Consider the following 16,205-nt stretch of genomic DNA (forward strand, 5'->3'; position numbering starts at 1 on the left):
ACCTCTCAGGCAGCTTTGAGCGACAGGAAATGGGTGACGCGGGCGAGGTAATCCGACCAGTCGCGGACTTTTTCCACCGCGCCAAGGAAGTCGGTCTGCCGAAAGAACAGCAGGCCCGGTGTCTTCAGCGCGCGATACTGCTCGCGCAGGTCGGCCTCGATGGCGTCATCGACCACCGCGCAGTCAAAGGCACCCTGAAAGGCCAGCCGCAATTCCGGCAGGATCACAGCCGCATCGACGGTTTCCAGATTGCGGCGCGCGTCACCGGGGATGAACAGGCAGTGTACGCCTGGGCGGGCCAGAAAACCGGCAACTTCATCGGAGCAGGCGAGTCGCGGATAGCCGAACTCTGCCTGAAGACGGGCGATCAGGGGGTGCAGCACAGTCGTCTTGGGCAGATCGTATGGCGCGTGGTCGTGCATGGGTCACCCTATGGTTTGGCCGGCGTCCAGCGCGGCTTGCAGATGAGGGGGGAGGCGGGGTGTTCGGGCGTCCAGATCGGCAAAGGCATCACCAGCGTCGCCACCTGCCATGATGGATGACATGCCTTGCAGTGCTTTGCGGATCAACAGCGCCTCGGTTTCGGGCAGGATCTGGCGTGCAGTACCCAGAAAGCCAAGCACCCAATCGCCAACCTGTGCGTCAGGCAAAAGCGACATGTCCAGCAGATGAACCCCGTGTTCGTCCTGTGCGTGACCCACGATTCCGTCAATGGCCAGCACTTGCATCGGAATGCCAACGCACATCACACAACCTCGGGGAAAAAGCGATCATCACCCAGTCTGCACGCCATGTCTTCGGATGGGCGTCCGGCTTCATATGCATCGCGGCGGATCGAAGGGTCGGCAAGCAGGGGGCTGTCGGTGCGACCTTTGTCCACCGTGACGTTCCAGTCGGCCAGAATGGCGCGGGCGATGGCCAACGCCTCGGGGATCCGGTCTGCGACCTGCGGGCGCAGACCGCCGCCGTAATCGTCCAGCTCGACCGGCTGACACCCGATCAGCACCATCTGCGCCGGGCAATAGCCCATGAGCTGCGCCGTCGCGATCACGTCCTGAAAGCCGGTCTGATGCAGGCTCATCTTTCTGGCCCCCATGAAGGCGGGCACATCGCCATCGCGGACCACCTTCATTGTGGCGGGCGGCAGGCCATAGTCGATGGCGTCGAACACGATCAGCGCATCGGCCTCTTCGAGGAACGGCAGAAGATACAGCCCCTGCGTGCCGCCATCCAGCAGGCGGACATGATCAGGCAAGGCGTGGGTGTCGGCCATCACCTCGACGCAGCGCACGCCAAAACCCTCATCGGCCCACAGGACATTGCCAATGCCCAGAATCAAAACGTTCAGCGCCACAGGTCTCCCCCCTTGTGTCTGGTCGAATGGCTTTCACATTCGCTTGGAAGTGAGAGTATTGTTTTCAGCGGCCAAGAGAAGGGAAAAGCTTGCAGCGGCGGGTAATCCTCAAGGCACAGAAAGAAAAGGAAAATGCCGGATTTCTGAGTGCACGCATGCACTTGGAAGTGAAAGGATCGTTTCTACTTTGTGCGTGATGTGGAAAGCTTTATCCCAGCCCGGCCCTGCAAAACGAACCACGGCAGACCCGTGATGATTTTTCTGTTCCTCAAGGCGGGCGACTTCTATGATTCCGGCATGGCATCGCTGATCAACACCTCCAACCCTGACCGCCCGGCGCATTTCTCCGATGACGCCTGGGTCGAGGTGCTGTCGGCGATGGACCGCACCTATGCCGACCTGGTGGGCTATCAGGAACAGCTGGAGCGCAAGAATGCCGAACTGGAGGAGATGCGCACCTTTCTGACGGCGATCCTGTCTTCGGTGTCGGATGTACTGATCGTGGTCGACCGCAGCGGGCGGATTGCACGGATCAGCGATTCCTTTGCGCAGCTCGCCGGGCCGGGGCGTAGCTTGCTGGAAGAGCCTTTGGCCCAGATGTTCGCCGAGGATGACAAGTCTGTGGTCCTGGCCATGCTGCAGATTGTGCAGGACCGTCGCCGCACCAGCAGTTTCGAGGCCAATCTGCTGACGGATGGCGGGACGGAGCCGCTGGATATTTCCATCGCGCCGCGTCTGGATGACCGGGGCCGGGTCGATGGATTTGTGCTGACGGGACGGCCTTTGGGTGCCCTGCGCACGGCCTATGCCGAACTCAGCCGCAGCCACGACTCGCTCAAGACGGCGCAGGCGCAACTGGTGCGCACCGAAAAGCTGGCCTCGCTGGGCCGTTTGCTGGCGGGGGTGGCGCATGAGCTGAACAATCCGATCAGCTTTGTCTATGCCAATACCCATGCGATGGAACGCTATGCCGGCAAGTTCGAGGCCTATTTCGCGCGCGTTCAGGAAGGGGCGAGCCGGGACGAGCTGATGCAGCTGCGCCGCGACCTGCGGCTGGACCGCGAGGTGGCGAACCTGCGCGACGCCATCAACGGTGCCCGTGACGGGGCCGAACGGGTGCGCGACATCGTCGAGGATTTGCGGCGGCTGTCATCGGATGGCTCGGGCCAGATGGTGGTATTCGATCTGGCCGAGACGGTGCGGATCGCGGCCAGCTGGGTGTCGCGCGGGATGAAACAGTCTGTCGCGATGCAAATGGAACCGTTGACCCCGGTGCAGGTTCTGGGCCGGGCCGGTCATATCCAGCAGGTGGTGATGAACCTGGTGCAGAACGCGGTCGATGCGCTGGAAGGGCAGGCCGATGGCCTGATCCGGCTGTCGGTCGAACGCTGTGGTGACCGGGCGGTGCTGACGGTGGCAGACAATGGCCCCGGTGTTCCGGCCGACCTTGGCACCGCGATCTTTGACCCGTTCTTTACCACCAAACCGGTGGGGCGCGGCACCGGGCTGGGCCTGTCGATCAGCCACAAGATCACCGAAGAGCACGGCGGCACCCTGACGCTGTGCGACACACCGGACGGGGGCGCGTGCTTTCGATTGTCCTTGCCGACGGAGGACGAGGGATGACCACGCTGCTATGGCTTCAGGCATCGGGGTGCGGGGGATGCACGATGTCGCTGTTGTGCGCCGAAAGCCCCGGCGTGATCGAGATGCTGGAGGATGCCGGCATCCGTCTGCTGTGGCATCCGGCGCTGTCACTTGAAACCGGGGCCGAGGCGCGGGCGATCCTTGATGACCTGGCCGAGGGGCGCACAGTGCTGGATATCCTGTGTGTCGAGGGGGCAATCGCACGGGGCCCGCTGGGGACGGGGCGTTTTCAGATGCTGTCGGGCACGGGGCAAAGTCTGATGCACTGGGTGCAACGGCTTGCCCCGAAGGCGCGGCATGTGGTGGCGGTGGGCACATGTGCCGCATTCGGCGGCGTTACGGCGGCGGGCGGCAATCCGACCGATGCGGTCGGCCTGCAATATGATGGGGCCCATGCGGGCGGTCTGTTCACGCCCGCATGGCGCAGCGGGTCCGGCGCGGCGGTGATCAACGTGGCGGGCTGCCCCACCCATCCGGGCTGGGTGACCGAGACGCTGATGATGCTGGCGGCGGGCGAAACCATCGCGGTGGATGGCTATGCCCGTCCACGGTTCTATGCCGATCATCTGGTGCATCACGGCTGCCCCAAGAACGAGTTCTACGAATACAAGGCCAGTGCGCGCGAGCTGTCGGAACAGGGCTGCATGATGGAAAACCTTGGCTGCATCGGCACGCAGGCGGTGGGCGACTGCAACATCCGGCCCTGGAATGGCGAAGGCAGTTGCACCCGTGGCGGCTATCCTTGCGTTAACTGCACCGCACCTCAGTTCGAGGATCCGAGCCACGCCTTTGTCGATACGCCCAAGATTACTGGCATTCCCGTGGGCTTGCCCACCGACATGCCAAAGGCCTGGTTCATGGCTCTGGCCTCGCTGTCAAAGGCGGCAACCCCCCATCGTATTGGCACCAACGCCCGGTCTGACCGGGTTGTGGTACCGCCCACATTGCGCAAACCGCGATGACCCAGGCGCGGTTGGTGGTCGGTCCGTTCAACCGGGTCGAGGGCGATCTGGAGGTGACGCTGGATGTGGCTGATGGCCACGTAGCCCGCGCGCAGGTCAATGCACCGCTCTATCGCGGGTTCGAAAGGATGCTTGAGGGACGCGATCCGCGCGACGCGCTGGTGATCACGCCGCGCATTTGCGGCATCTGCTCGATCAGCCAATCGGCGGCGGCGGCGCGGGCGCTGGGGGCGGCGATGGGGCTGACGCCCACGCCGCAGGGTGCCATCGCGACGGCGCTGATCCATGCGGCAGAGAATGTGGCCGACCATCTGACGCATTTCCACCTGTTCTTCATGCCCGACTTTGCACGCCCCGATTACTCTGGCAGGCCCTGGCACCTGCGCGCTGTAGAGCGGTTCACCGCGATGGAAGGCAGCGCGCAACGAAGCGCCGTGCAGGCGCGGGCGGAATTGCTGCATGTCATGGGGCTGATGGCGGGCAAGTGGCCCCATACGTTGGCGATCCAGCCCGGCGGGGTCACACGCGCACCGGGGCCGCGCGAAAAGGCGCGGCTGGGGGCCACCTTGCGCGCCTTTCGCCGCTATCTGGAGACAGTGCTGTTCGGTGGACGGTTGGAGGATTTCTGCGCCCTGCCGGATGCGGCGGCCCTGTTGCGCTGGTCCGGCGGGGATGTGGCGCTGTTCCTTGAGATTGCGGATGATCTGGGTCTTCACAGTCTGGGCCGGGGGGCGGGGCGGTTTTTGTCGTTTGGGGCCTATCCGACCCATGAGGGGCCGTGCTTTGCAGCAGGCAGCTTGATGCAGGGACAGCCCGGCACGGTGCGGCCAGCCGACATCCGTGAGGATCTGAGCCATGCCTGGATGACGGGCACTGCGGCACATCCGCTGGACGGGATGACCATCCCCGACGAGGCGATGGGAGACCCAGGCTATAGCTGGTGCAAGGCTCCACGTCTGGCCGGACTGCCGATGGAGGTGGGCGCGCTGGCGCGGCAGGTGGTAGATGGCCACCCGCTTGCACTGTCGCTTGCGGTGGAGGGCGGGGTGCTGGCCCGGGTGGGCGCGCGGCTTCTGGAACTGGCGCGCACCCAGATCCTGATGGAGCGTTGGGTGGCTGATCTGGTGCCTGGCGAAAGCTTCATGGTGCAGGGTTCCCTACCGCGCGACGGTATCGGCGAGGGCCTGGTCGAGGCGGCCCGTGGCGCGCTGGGCCATTGGATCCGCATCCGGAACGGGCGAATCGCCACTTATCAGATCATCGCGCCCACCACCTGGAACTTCAGCCCGCGCGATGCGCAAGGCGTGGCTGGTCCGCTGGAAGCCGCGTTGGAAGGCACGCCGGTCGAGGGGCCGGTTCCGCTGGCTGTCCAGCACGTGGTGCGCAGTTTTGACCCCTGCATGGTGTGCACGGTGCATTAGCAGCAACAAGGGCAGGACCGGGGGCCAGCCCCCGGACACCCCGTGGAAGTTTGGGAACAGATGAAGGGCAAGGCGGTTTCGATCCGGGTCAGCGGGCAGGTGCAAGGGGTGGGTTTCCGCCCCTTTGTCTGGCAGCTGGCGCGCGAGATGGGCCTGCGCGGGCAGGTCTGGAACGATGCGCAGGGCGTCGGGATCGTTGCTGTGGGCGAGGGGGTCGAGGCCTTTGCCGAGGCGCTGACGACACGGGCACCGGCGTTGGCGCGGGTGGATGCAGTTACGGTAGCGCCGTATTCGGGGGCTGTGCCGGAAGGGTTCGAGATTGCCCCCAGCCGGGGGCGGGGGGCGGAAACCCGGGTCACCCCCGATGCCGCGACCTGCACCGCGTGTGCCGCAGAGATCGCAGCGCAGGGGCGGCGGCGGGGCTATGCTTTTACCAACTGCACCCATTGCGGGCCGCGGTTCAGCATCCTGAACGGTCTGCCCTATGATCGGGCGCAGACAACGATGGCCGCCTTTCCGATGTGTCCCGCTTGCCGGGCCGAGTATGAAGCCCCCGGTGATCGCCGCTTTCACGCACAGCCGGTGGCTTGCCCGGAGTGCGGGCCGCGCCTGTGGTATGAGGCGGGCGGGGCAGAGGTTCCGGGGGATGCCGTGTCGCTTGCCGTGGCCTGCCTGCGGGCGGGGGGCGTGGTGGCGGTCAAGGGGATTGGCGGGTTCCATCTGGCCTGCGATGCGTCAGACCCCGTGGTGTTGGCCTTGTTGCGCGACCGCAAACACCGGCCGTTCAAACCCTTTGCCGTGATGGTTGCCGAGGGCGATCTTGCGGCTCTGGCCGAAGTGTCAGCGGCGGATATGGTGCTGTTGCGCGATCCTGCTGCGCCGGTGGTTGTGATGCGATCCCGGCACAGGCTGCCCAAGGCAGTGGCGCCCGGCATGGACAGTCTGGGGGTGATGCTGCCCTATACGCCCTTGCACCACCTGTTGCTGGGGGCGTTTGGCGGCCCTTTGGTCATGACCAGCGGCAATCTGTCGGGTGAGCCACAGGTGATCGGCAATGCCGAGGCCCGCGACAAGCTGGCGGGATTTGCCGACGGCTTTCTGATGCACAACCGCGAGATCGCCCGGCGGCTGGATGACAGCGTGGAGCGCAGCACGCCGCCCATGATCCTGCGCCGTGCGCGGGGGCGGGTGCCGGGCACGCTGCCCCTGCCGCCGGGGTTTGAGGCAGCGCCGCAGGTGCTGGCGCTGGGCGGGCAGATGAAGGGCGCGATCTGCCTTGTGAAAAACGGGCAGGCGCTGCTTGGGCACCATCTGGGCGACCTGGACGATGCGCTTTGCGCTGACGAGTTCACAAAGGCATTGGTCGACTACCGGGCGCTCTTTGATCATCACCCCGCTGTTGTCGCTGTGGATGCCCACCCCGGCTATCGTGCCACTCAGGCTGGCATGGCCATGGGCTTGCCCGTGGCAGAGGTCTGGCATCACCATGCCCATCTTGCCGCCTGTCTGGCCGACAACGGTTGGCCTTTGGACGGGGGCAAGGTCGCCGGGATCATTCTGGACGGCACCGGGCTGGGCCCGGATGGCACCCTTTGGGGCGGTGAGGTGCTCTTGGGTGACTATCGCGGCTTTACCTGGCAGGCAGGGTTGCGCCCTGCGCCCCTGATCGGAGGTGACCGGGCCGCGCGCGCGCCGTGGCGCAATGCGCTGGTGCGGCTGGATCAGGCGGGAATGACGGATTGGGCGGATGCTCTGTTTGCTGACGCGCCCCGCGATGTGCTGCGGCAGGCTGCGGCCAAGGGCATCAACGCGCCGATGTCATCCAGCGCAGGGCGGCTGTTTGATGCGGTGGCGGCCTGTCTGGGCATCTGTCCCGAGGCGCAGAGCTACGAGGGCGAGGCGGCAATGCGGCTGGAGGCTTTGGCGGCCCGCTGCCCTGCCGGACAGGGCGGTGGCTATGAGTTTGGTCAGGCGGGCCAGATGCTGGACCCGACCCCGATCTGGGCGGCAATGCGGGATGACCTTGCGCGCGGTATACAACGGGGCGTGATCGCCCAGAGGTTCCAGACCGGGCTGGGTCTTGCCTTTGCCGGTGCCGCGCGCCGGTTGGTCGAGGCGGGAGATGCGCGTGCTGTGGTGGTGTCCGGCGGGTGTTTTCAGAATGTCGGATTGTTGGGCGCTGTTCTTTGGGGGTTGGGCGATACGCCCGTTCTGACCCACCAAAGCGTGCCCGCAAATGACGGGGGGCTGGCCCTCGGCCAGGCGATGATCGCCGCAGCCCGCGTGATGGGTGGGGCGGAAAGGGCCTGACCAATCGGCTGGAAAGCTGGTTAGAACGCATCCAGAGCGGGCATGAAGCCTTAGAGCCAAAGTCATGAAATGGCATGATAATATTCATTGTATGCCATTGTATGTTTCTCTTTGTCCTATCCTGTGATCGCTGATCTGCTGCCCAAAGGAGAGGTGCGCCCGGCGCATCGGGAACAAAGGGGGAGGGCCAGCCTTGAGCCAGATCGAAACCTTCTACGAGGTCATGCGCCGTCAGGGGATTACCCGGCGCAGCTTTATGAAATACTGTTCGCTGACCGCCAGTGCATTGGGGCTGGGGCCTTCCTTCGTGCCGGAGATCGCCCATGCGATGGAGACGAAACCCCGTACGCCGGTGATCTGGGTCAATGGCCTTGAATGCACCTGCTGCAGCGAAAGCTTTATCCGCGGTGCGCATCCTCTGGCCAAGGATGTGGTCTTGTCGATGATCAGCCTCGATTATTCCCACGTTCTGATGGCGGCGGCAGGCCATGCGGCCGAGGCAGCACTTGCCGAAGCGATGGAGACCCACAAGGGCAATTACATCCTGGCCGTGGAAGGCAACCCGCCGCTGAACGAAGACGGGATGTTCTGCATTGTCGGCGGCCGACCGTTCGTGGAAAAGCTGAAGGAGGCCGCAGCAGGGGCCAAGGCTGTCATCGCATGGGGGGCTTGCGCCAGCTATGGCTGTGTGCAGGCCGCCAAGCCGAACCCGACCCAGGCCACGCCGATCCACAAGGTCATCACCGACAAGCCGATCATCAAGATCCCGGGCTGCCCGCCGATCGCCGAGGTGATGACCGGCGTCATTACCTATATGCTTACCTTCGACCGGCTGCCCGAGCTGGATCGCCAGGGGCGGCCGGCGATGTTTTACGGGCAACGTATTCATGACAAGTGCTATCGCCGGCCGCATTTTGACGCGGGCCAGTTTGTTGAGGCCTGGGACGATGACAACGCCCGCAAGGGCTATTGTCTTTACAAGATGGGCTGCAAGGGGCCGACCACCTATAACGCCTGTTCCACCATCGGGTGGAACGAGGGCATCAGCTTTCCGATCCAGTCGGGACACGGCTGCATCGGCTGTTCCGAGGACGGATTCTGGGATCAGGGCGGTTTCTATGACCGGCTGACCAACATCAAACAGTTCGGCGTCGAGGCAAATGCCGATCAGGTGGGCCTTGCCGCAGCGGGTGTCGTGGGGGGCGCGGTTGCGGTGCATGCTGCGATTTCTGCGCTGAAGCGCGCGCAGAAAAAGACGCAAGACAAGGTGGAGGGCTAAGCCATGACCGTCAACACGCCGAATGGCTTTACCCTTGATACCGGCGGCACGCGGGTCGTGGTCGATCCGGTCACCCGGATCGAGGGCCACATGCGATGCGAGGTGAACGTCAATGACCAGAACGTCATCACCAACGCTGTCAGCACCGGCACCATGTGGCGCGGGCTGGAAGTGATCCTGAAAGGGCGCGATCCGCGCGATGCCTGGGCCTTTACCGAACGGATCTGCGGTGTCTGTACCGGCACCCATGCGTTGACCAGCGTGCGTGCGGTAGAAGATGCGTTGGGCATCACTATCCCCGACAATGCCAATTCCATTCGCAACATCATGCAGTTGAACCTGCAGATTCATGATCACGTCGTGCATTTCTACCATCTGCACGCGCTGGACTGGGTCAACCCGATCAATGCACTCCGCGCCGACCCCAAGGCGACCAGCGAGTTGCAGCAAACCGTTGGCCCGAACCACCCGCTGTCCAGCCCCGGCTATTTCCGCGATGTGCAGAACCGTCTCAAAGCCTTTGTCGAAAGCGGGCAGCTGGGGATCTTCAAGAACGGGTATTGGGACAATCCGGCCTATCTGCTGCCGCCCGAAGCCGACCTGATGGCCACGACCCACTACCTGGAGGCGCTGGATCTGCAGAAAGAAATCGTCAAGATCCACGCGATCTTTGGCGGCAAGAACCCGCATCCCAATTGGCTGGTGGGCGGCGTGCCTTGTCCGATCAACGTGCATTCCACCGGGGCTGTGGGCGCGATCAACATGGAACGGCTAAACCTTGTCTCGTCGATCATCGACAAATGCATCGCCTTTAACCGCAACGTCTATCTGCCGGATGTGGTGGCCATCGGCGGGTTCTACAAGAATTGGCTTTATGGCGGTGGCTTGTCGGGGCAGGCAGTCATGGCCTATGGTGACATTCCTGAAAATGCCAATGATTTCAGCCCTGCGCAATTGCACCTGCCGCGCGGCGCAATCATCAACGGAAATCTGAACGACGTGCAGGATGTTGATGTGCGCGACCCCGAGCAGATTCAGGAATTTGTCGATCACTCGTGGTATCAATACGCCGAAGCGGGCAAGGGCCTGCATCCATGGGATGGCGAAACCACCCCGAAATACGAACTTGGCCCGAACGCCAAGGGCAGCCGCACCAATATCGAGCAGATCGACGAGGCGGCGAAGTATTCGTGGATCAAGGCCCCGCGCTGGAAAGGCCACGCGATGGAGGTGGGGCCACTGGCGCGCTATGTCGTCGGCTATGCCTCGGGGCATGAAGACATCAAGAATCAGGTCGACGGGCTGCTGCGCACCATGAACCTGCCAGTGTCGGCGCTGTTCTCGACCCTTGGCCGCACGGCGGCGCGGGCGCTGGAAAGCGAATACTGCGGGCGGTTGCAAAAGCACTTTTTCGACAAGCTGATCGCCAACATCCGGAACGGCGACGAATCCACTGCCAATGTGGCGAAATGGGATCCCTCTACCTGGCCGAAAGAAGCCAAGGGCGTGGGCATGACCGAAGCCCCGCGCGGCGCGTTGGGCCACTGGGTCAAGATCAAGGATGGCCGGATCGAAAACTATCAATGCGTGGTGCCGACCACCTGGAACGGCAGCCCCCGCGACACGGCGGGCAACATTGGTGCCTTCGAGGCCGCGTTGATGAACACCAAGGTCGAGCGCCCCGAAGAGCCGGTCGAAATTCTGCGCACGCTGCACAGCTTTGACCCATGCCTTGCCTGCTCGACACATGTGATGTCACCCGACGGTCACGAACTGGCCACTGTCAAAGTCCGCTGAGGGAGGAAAATAATGCATAAACTTGCACTTGCGGCGATGGTCGCGCTGATTGCGGGGCCGACGCTGGCCCATACCGGCCATGGCGATGTCTCGGGCTTCTGGCATGGGCTGACCCATCCGATATTGGGGTCGGACCACCTGTTGGCGATGCTCGCCGTAGGCCTGTGGTCGGGCTTTGTGCTGCAGTCCCGTTTTTGGGCGGGGGCTGTGGCCTTTATTGCGGCGATGGTTCTGGGCGCAGGCCTCTCTTGGGCCGGGGTCGGTTTTGCGATGGTCGAGACCGTGATTGTGGCGTCAGTGGTGGTGTTCGGTCTGTTGACCGTCGTTTCGCGCCGGGGGCAGGGCGGATGGCTGACCGGGCTGTCGTTGATGGCGATTGCAGGATTTGCGTCGGCCCATGGGCATGCCCATGCGACCGAGGCGGCGGGCAACGTCTTTGGTTATCTGGCCGGTTTCGTGATCTCGACCGCCGCTTTGCATCTTGTGGGGATCGGCATCGCGCGGTCAGTCGCCGCGCGGCCGCTGGTTCAGCAGGCGATGGGCGCGGGCGTTGCCCTGTCGGGCCTGCTGATGATGGCGGGCTAGGCCATGGCGCTCCCGTCCTCCCCCATCGCGGCGCATGACGTCGCCCCCGAAGATCTGGCCACCGTCAGCCGCCAGACCTCGATCTATGTCTACGAAGCGCCGGTGCGGATATGGCACTGGATCAATGCGGCGGCGATCCTTGTCCTGTGCGTCACCGGCTATTTCATCGGTTCGCCCCTGCCATCCATGCAGATTGGCGAGGCGACGGACCAGTTTGTCTTTGGCTATATCCGGTTTGCCCACTTCGCGGCCGGGATGATCCTGACCGTGGGCTTTCTGGGCCGCATCTACTGGGCGTTCTTTGGCAACCATCACGCACGCCAACTCTTCTACGTCCCGTTCTGGTCCGCATCGTTTTGGGCCGAGGTCTGGTACGAGATCCGCTGGTACCTGTTCATCGCGAAAGAGCCAAAGAAGTATGTCGGCCACAATCCCCTGGCGCAGCTGGCGATGTTCTTCTTCATCACCCTTGGCGTCAGCTTCATGATTGTCACGGGCATGGCGCTTTATGCCGAGGGCGCGCAAGCGGGAAGCCTGACGGACACCCTGTTCGGCTGGGTCCATACCCTGACATGGAACAGTCAGCGCCTGCACACGCTGCATCATCTGGGCATGTGGTGGATCGTGATTTTCATGATCGTTCACATCTATGTGGCGATCCGCGAAGACATCATGAGCCGACAGTCCATCGTGTCGACCATGATTTCCGGTCACCGCACGTTCAAGGACGACCGCAAGGACTGATTGCATATGCATCACGTCCCAAGGGCGTTGATGCAGGCGATTGAAGCTCGGGACGCGTCACATGGTTCGCCCCATGGGCCTCGTACGCTGGGCGTACCATCCTCGAAGGCGCCGGGTGCATATTCAGGCCCCCGGTGCTTTCCACATCGCTGTGGTCACGCCTTGATCGACCAGAGTCTTTTGCGCGGCATAGGCCTGGAGCCAGTCGGCCCGTGCTTGCGCATAGATTGATTTGGTTGTGGTATTTGGTTCGATGATCCGCTCTGTAGCGGCAAAGCTGCGCCCTGCTTCTGCCAGGGTTGCAAATTGCCCGACCCCACATGCCGCGGCGGCGGCACAGCCAAGCGCCGTAGCCTCGCGCACTTTGGGGATGGCGACGGGACGCCCCAGAACATCTGCCAGAATTTGTGACCAGAGGCCGCCTTTTGACGCGCCGCCCGCAAAGACCACGGGGCGGTCAATGCTTACACCGGCGAAGTCCAGCACCCGGTCCAGGTTGATCGCCGAGACGATCGCGGCGTTTTCTTGCAAGGCTCTGAACAGGCTTGCTTTTGTGGTATGCCCCGGCTCGATCGACATGTTCAGGAATGAAGGGGCTGCGTGATACCAGCGACCGAAATCCATGGCGTCGGAGAAGATCGGGATAATGCCATTCGCCCCCGGCGGCACCTGCGCAGCCATCTGTTCCAGTACGGAATAGGCATCTCTGCCCTGGGCTGCGGCTTGAGCCTGTTCCTCCTGGCAGAAAGTGTCACGAAACCAACGCATGGTCAGGCCGACAAAGAACGAAATGCACTCTGCCTGATTCAGCCCCGCTTGCACATGTGGGTTGATCCGCACCCGCCTCGTGGCATCCGTCTGCCCCAATCCAATGTTGATGACCTGTTGCCAGAAGGTGCCCCCCAGAACTGCCGCAGATCCCTCATCTACCAGACCGAGACCCAAAGTGCCCAGTTGAACATCACCGCCACCACAGATGACCGCTGTGCCGGGCGCAAGTCCGGTTTCAGCGGCCGCTTTGTGCGAGACACGGCCGACCGCCGTTCCCGGTTCCACCATGGCGGGAAACAGATCAGGCGACAGGCCAGTCCGTGCGATCAGGGCAGGTGACCATTGACGTGTGGCAAGGTCGATCAGGCCGCTGGTGCCGCCGTTTGAAGGTTCGGTGACAATCTCACCACACAGACGGGCCAGAACCCAGTCGTTGATCATCGAAACCTTGGCGGCCTTGTCCAGCAGAGCCGGACGGTTTCGGCGCAACCATTCCAGCCGGGGCCAGGCGCCAAGCGCAAAGGTCTGGCCACTGACAGCATAAAAGGCGGCTTCAATGCCGTCATCCTGCTGCTTCAGATCCGTCACTTCCTGTACCGCCCGGCCATCGACATTGGCACAGGCCCAAAGTTCCTGCCCGGCGGGGTCATAAAGGACGATGCCCTCGCGCATGCTGGTGGAACTGACGGCTGCGATCTGGTCCGCAGAAATCCCGACATCTGCCAGCGCGGCGCGGATACAGTCCGACAGGATGCGCCAGTTGGTCTGACAGTCGAATGTCATGGATCCGGGCACGCCGGGTTCGCTGATGTGGGTCCATTCCTGCTGGCCCAGCCCCACCTGATTGCCATTGTGGTCAAAGATCACTGCCCGGCCGCTGCCGGTGCCTGCGTCGATTGCCAGGTAATATCGGGTCATTGATCTTTCCCTCTCAGCCAGTGAACTCGGCGATGTGCAGGCCGCCGCCGCTGAAATCGGTAAAGTAGATCAGCCCTGCCTTGTCGACAAAAACGTCGGTGGTGTTGATGACCAACGGGCGGTCGGGCCGGGGGTCAACGTGGCGGGCCGGGGCATGCGGCACAAAGGCCCCCACCTCTCGCGGGGCATAGGCATCGCTGATATCATGAATGCGCAGCCCACCATTCTGCCAGGTTGAAAAGATCAGGCTCGAACTGACAAAGCTGCCGGGACGGTTCTCGTGGATATTATGCGGGCCAAAGTGGCCCCCCACGGCCAGATAATCGCGGTCGGATGGTTTGGGGAGGGTCGAGATGCTGACAGGATTGGTCTTGTCGCGGATGTCGAACAGCCAGATCGGCTTGTCACCATCCTCGCCATTGTCGAGCACGGCTTCATCCACTACCACCAGCAAGTCACGGTCGGGCAAGGGCAGGCAGTTGTGGGTGCCGCCGCCAAAAGGCGGTGCCCAGTTGCGATGTGCCAACAGCTTCGGGGCGGATTTGTCGGCGAGGTCGACAATCACAAGGCAGCCGTCGCGCCAGCCGCAGTACGCGATGTCATCATGGACAATCGGATGATGCAGGCTGTAGCGCCCGCGTTCAAGTGGCCAGTCCGGCACCTCTCCCGCTGCGATGTTCATTCCCGGCAACCAGAACCGCCCGACGATTTCCGGCCGGGTCGGGTCGGCCATGTCGATGGTGATCAGGATGAAGTCGCTAAAGCCTTCCAGTTGGGCCGAGGCATAGGCCCAGCGTCCGCCCACATACCAGATGCGATGCAGGCCAATGCCATTGACTGCCATGAAGCCAATCTGTCTTGGGTCCGCCGGATCAGAAAGGTCATACACCGCCATCCCAGCGGAATAGTCACGCTGGCCGGTGGCGGTGGATTTGCCCGTGTCGCGGGTGTCGGCCTTGTAATAGTCAGCCTCATGGCGAATGTCGGCGCGGCGAAACTGGTCTTGTGCGTGCACCACCAACAAAAGACCGTCAGCTTGCTGAAGATGCAACGTCCAAGTGTTGGCAGGGGCAGCGATGTGGCGGATTGTCTTCGGCCGGGTGGGATCGCGCACATCGAGCACACTGAAGCCTTGCGAGAAGATATGTGCCACATAGGCAAAACCATCCGCAACCATGATCTGTGTGCCGTCGCTACGCCCGCCTTGATCGCAGTGTCCGATCAGACGCATATTGCGCGCATACTGTGCTGTTTTCCCGTCTGGCCCTGACATGTCGCCCTCTGTGTTTCTATAGGTATGTTCGCGGGCGCAACACGTGGGAGATTCTGTGCGTCACCGCTTGCGAATAGACCAAAAGTTTCTAGTGTAAACATATGAACAGTGACTAAGTGTGCGGGTCAAGGTTTTTTCTCGGGGCACACCGATATGCGCGGAGGTAGCGGTTTTGGATCACCCTTTGATAGATGATGAAGAAGCTCTGATGGCGCGGGCGGCCTGGTATTATTACAACGACGGCCAAACGCAGCAGGAAATCGGCGAGCGCCTTGGGATTCCGCGTATCAAGGTGTCACGCTTGCTGGAAATGGGGCGGCGGACCGGTCTGCTGGAATTGCGGATCAATTCCGCTTTGCAGGGGTGTCTGAACCTTGAGCGCCGCATCGAAGAGCACTTCGGTATTGCCGAAGTCCGGGTGATTCCCCGGCTGGACGGTGTACGTGTCAGTGAAAGGCTGGGGCAGGCCGCGGCGCAATACTTGATGCGGCATCTGCCGGAAAACAGCTTGCTGGCGGTTGGTTGGGGCGAAATGGTGGGGGCGGCGATTCATCGTCTGGGCCATCTGGCCACTGATCGGCGGGTGGATCTGGTCAGCCTGACCGGCGGCGTACAAGCCTATGCAGACGGGTTGCGCATCGTCGGCGGGGCGCAGAAATTCTATCTGGTGCCAGCCCCCTTGATTGTGGAAAGCGGCGACATTGCGGCCGCCTTGCGCAATGAGGCGAGTGTGCGCAGCATTTTGGAAATGTCGATGCAGGCCGATTTCGCGCTGGTGGGCATCGGTGGGCTGACGCCGGAAGCGACAGTGATCCGGCATGGCTATGTGCATCCGAACGAAGTTGAATCGATGCGGCGGCGCGGGGTGGTGGGGGATGTTCTGTGCCGCTTCATCGACTCGGACGGGGCAGAGGTGGATCTGCCGCTGCATCACAGGGTCGTTGGGGTGCCTTTGTCCGATTTGCGCAACGGGCCAAGGGTGATCGCGGCTGCGGCCGGCGCAGAAAAGGTGCAGGCCATCCGCGCCGCCTTGCGCGGGGGATTTATCAATATTTTCATCACGGATGAAGAAACGGCTCCCGCTCTTCTGGGCTGACCTGTCTACTTGTCGCGCAGGCCCGCCTTGATGGCGGGCCGTTTTCTT

The 16,205-nt window shown here is 62.8% G+C and carries 14 protein-coding genes; 9 read left to right on the forward strand and 5 right to left on the reverse strand.

Annotated features, from left to right (window positions below):
* Window positions 1–5: 5 nt before the first annotated feature.
* From D1012_RS04325 to D1012_RS04335, 3 genes are read right to left on the reverse strand one after another with little or no spacing between them, the layout of a single operon-like run.
* Entirely contained in the window at window positions 6–422 is a 417-nt protein-coding gene (locus tag D1012_RS04325; protein WP_118150132.1) for a thioredoxin domain-containing protein, read from the reverse strand.
* Between the two features lie 3 nt (window positions 423–425).
* A complete protein-coding gene (locus tag D1012_RS04330; RefSeq protein ID WP_118150133.1) occupies window positions 426–746 on the reverse strand; it encodes a HypC/HybG/HupF family hydrogenase formation chaperone in 321 nt (106 codons plus the stop codon).
* Window positions 746–1,354: a HyaD/HybD family hydrogenase maturation endopeptidase gene (locus D1012_RS04335; protein WP_118150134.1), complete on the reverse strand. Its 609-nt coding sequence runs from the start codon at window positions 1,352–1,354 to the stop codon at window positions 746–748. The genes D1012_RS04330 and D1012_RS04335 overlap by 1 nt, the downstream gene beginning before the upstream one ends.
* Window positions 1,355–1,651: 297 nt before the next feature.
* On the opposite strand from D1012_RS04335, the gene D1012_RS04340 reads away from it, so the two are divergent.
* From D1012_RS04340 to cybH, 8 genes are all read left to right on the forward strand, one after another.
* Complete coding sequence (locus D1012_RS04340; protein ID WP_118150548.1) at window positions 1,652–2,980, forward strand: sensor histidine kinase; 1,329 nt, start codon at window positions 1,652–1,654, stop codon at window positions 2,978–2,980.
* Window positions 2,977–3,963 carry an NADH-quinone oxidoreductase subunit B family protein gene (locus D1012_RS04345; RefSeq protein WP_118150135.1) on the forward strand — a complete coding sequence of 329 codons (987 nt, stop codon included), beginning with the start codon at window positions 2,977–2,979 and terminating at the stop codon, window positions 3,961–3,963. Before D1012_RS04340 ends, D1012_RS04345 begins: the two co-directional genes overlap by 4 nt.
* Window positions 3,960–5,384: a nickel-dependent hydrogenase large subunit gene (locus D1012_RS04350; protein ID WP_118150136.1), complete on the forward strand. Its 1,425-nt coding sequence runs from the start codon at window positions 3,960–3,962 to the stop codon at window positions 5,382–5,384. Before D1012_RS04345 ends, D1012_RS04350 begins: the two co-directional genes overlap by 4 nt.
* A gap of 60 nt (window positions 5,385–5,444) precedes the next feature.
* A complete protein-coding gene (gene hypF / locus D1012_RS04355) occupies window positions 5,445–7,694 on the forward strand; it encodes a carbamoyltransferase HypF (RefSeq protein WP_118150137.1) in 2,250 nt (749 codons plus the stop codon).
* Window positions 7,695–7,887: 193 nt separating this feature from the next.
* Window positions 7,888–8,973 (forward strand): hydrogenase small subunit, encoded by a 1,086-nt coding sequence (locus D1012_RS04360; RefSeq protein WP_118150138.1) that lies wholly within the window; start codon window positions 7,888–7,890, stop codon window positions 8,971–8,973.
* 3 nt (window positions 8,974–8,976) lie between these two features.
* Window positions 8,977–10,770, forward strand: coding sequence for a nickel-dependent hydrogenase large subunit (locus D1012_RS04365; protein WP_118150139.1), 1,794 nt, complete (start codon window positions 8,977–8,979; stop codon window positions 10,768–10,770).
* A 12-nt stretch (window positions 10,771–10,782) separates the two neighbouring features.
* Window positions 10,783–11,355: a HupE/UreJ family protein gene (locus D1012_RS04370; protein ID WP_118150140.1), complete on the forward strand. Its 573-nt coding sequence runs from the start codon at window positions 10,783–10,785 to the stop codon at window positions 11,353–11,355.
* Between the two features lie 3 nt (window positions 11,356–11,358).
* Window positions 11,359–12,099, forward strand: a complete 741-nt coding sequence (gene cybH / locus D1012_RS04375) for a Ni/Fe-hydrogenase, b-type cytochrome subunit (RefSeq protein WP_118150141.1) — start codon at window positions 11,359–11,361, stop codon at window positions 12,097–12,099.
* Window positions 12,100–12,222: 123 nt separating this feature from the next.
* Here the strand turns inward: cybH and lsrK are convergent, their stop codons facing one another.
* Both lsrK and D1012_RS04385 read right to left on the reverse strand, forming a co-directional pair.
* Window positions 12,223–13,788, reverse strand: a complete 1,566-nt coding sequence (lsrK, locus tag D1012_RS04380) for an autoinducer-2 kinase (protein WP_118150142.1) — start codon at window positions 13,786–13,788, stop codon at window positions 12,223–12,225.
* A 13-nt stretch (window positions 13,789–13,801) separates the two neighbouring features.
* Window positions 13,802–15,019: an LVIVD repeat-containing protein gene (locus D1012_RS04385; RefSeq protein WP_199489438.1), complete on the reverse strand. Its 1,218-nt coding sequence runs from the start codon at window positions 15,017–15,019 to the stop codon at window positions 13,802–13,804.
* A gap of 226 nt (window positions 15,020–15,245) precedes the next feature.
* Between D1012_RS04385 and D1012_RS04390 the strand changes: the two genes are divergently transcribed.
* Entirely contained in the window at window positions 15,246–16,157 is a 912-nt protein-coding gene (locus D1012_RS04390) for a sugar-binding transcriptional regulator (RefSeq protein WP_233517016.1), read from the forward strand.
* Window positions 16,158–16,205 lie beyond the last annotated feature (48 nt).

The sequence above is a fragment of the Pseudotabrizicola alkalilacus genome, from assembly GCF_003443995.1.
Classification (GTDB): domain Bacteria; phylum Pseudomonadota; class Alphaproteobacteria; order Rhodobacterales; family Rhodobacteraceae; genus Pseudotabrizicola; species Pseudotabrizicola alkalilacus.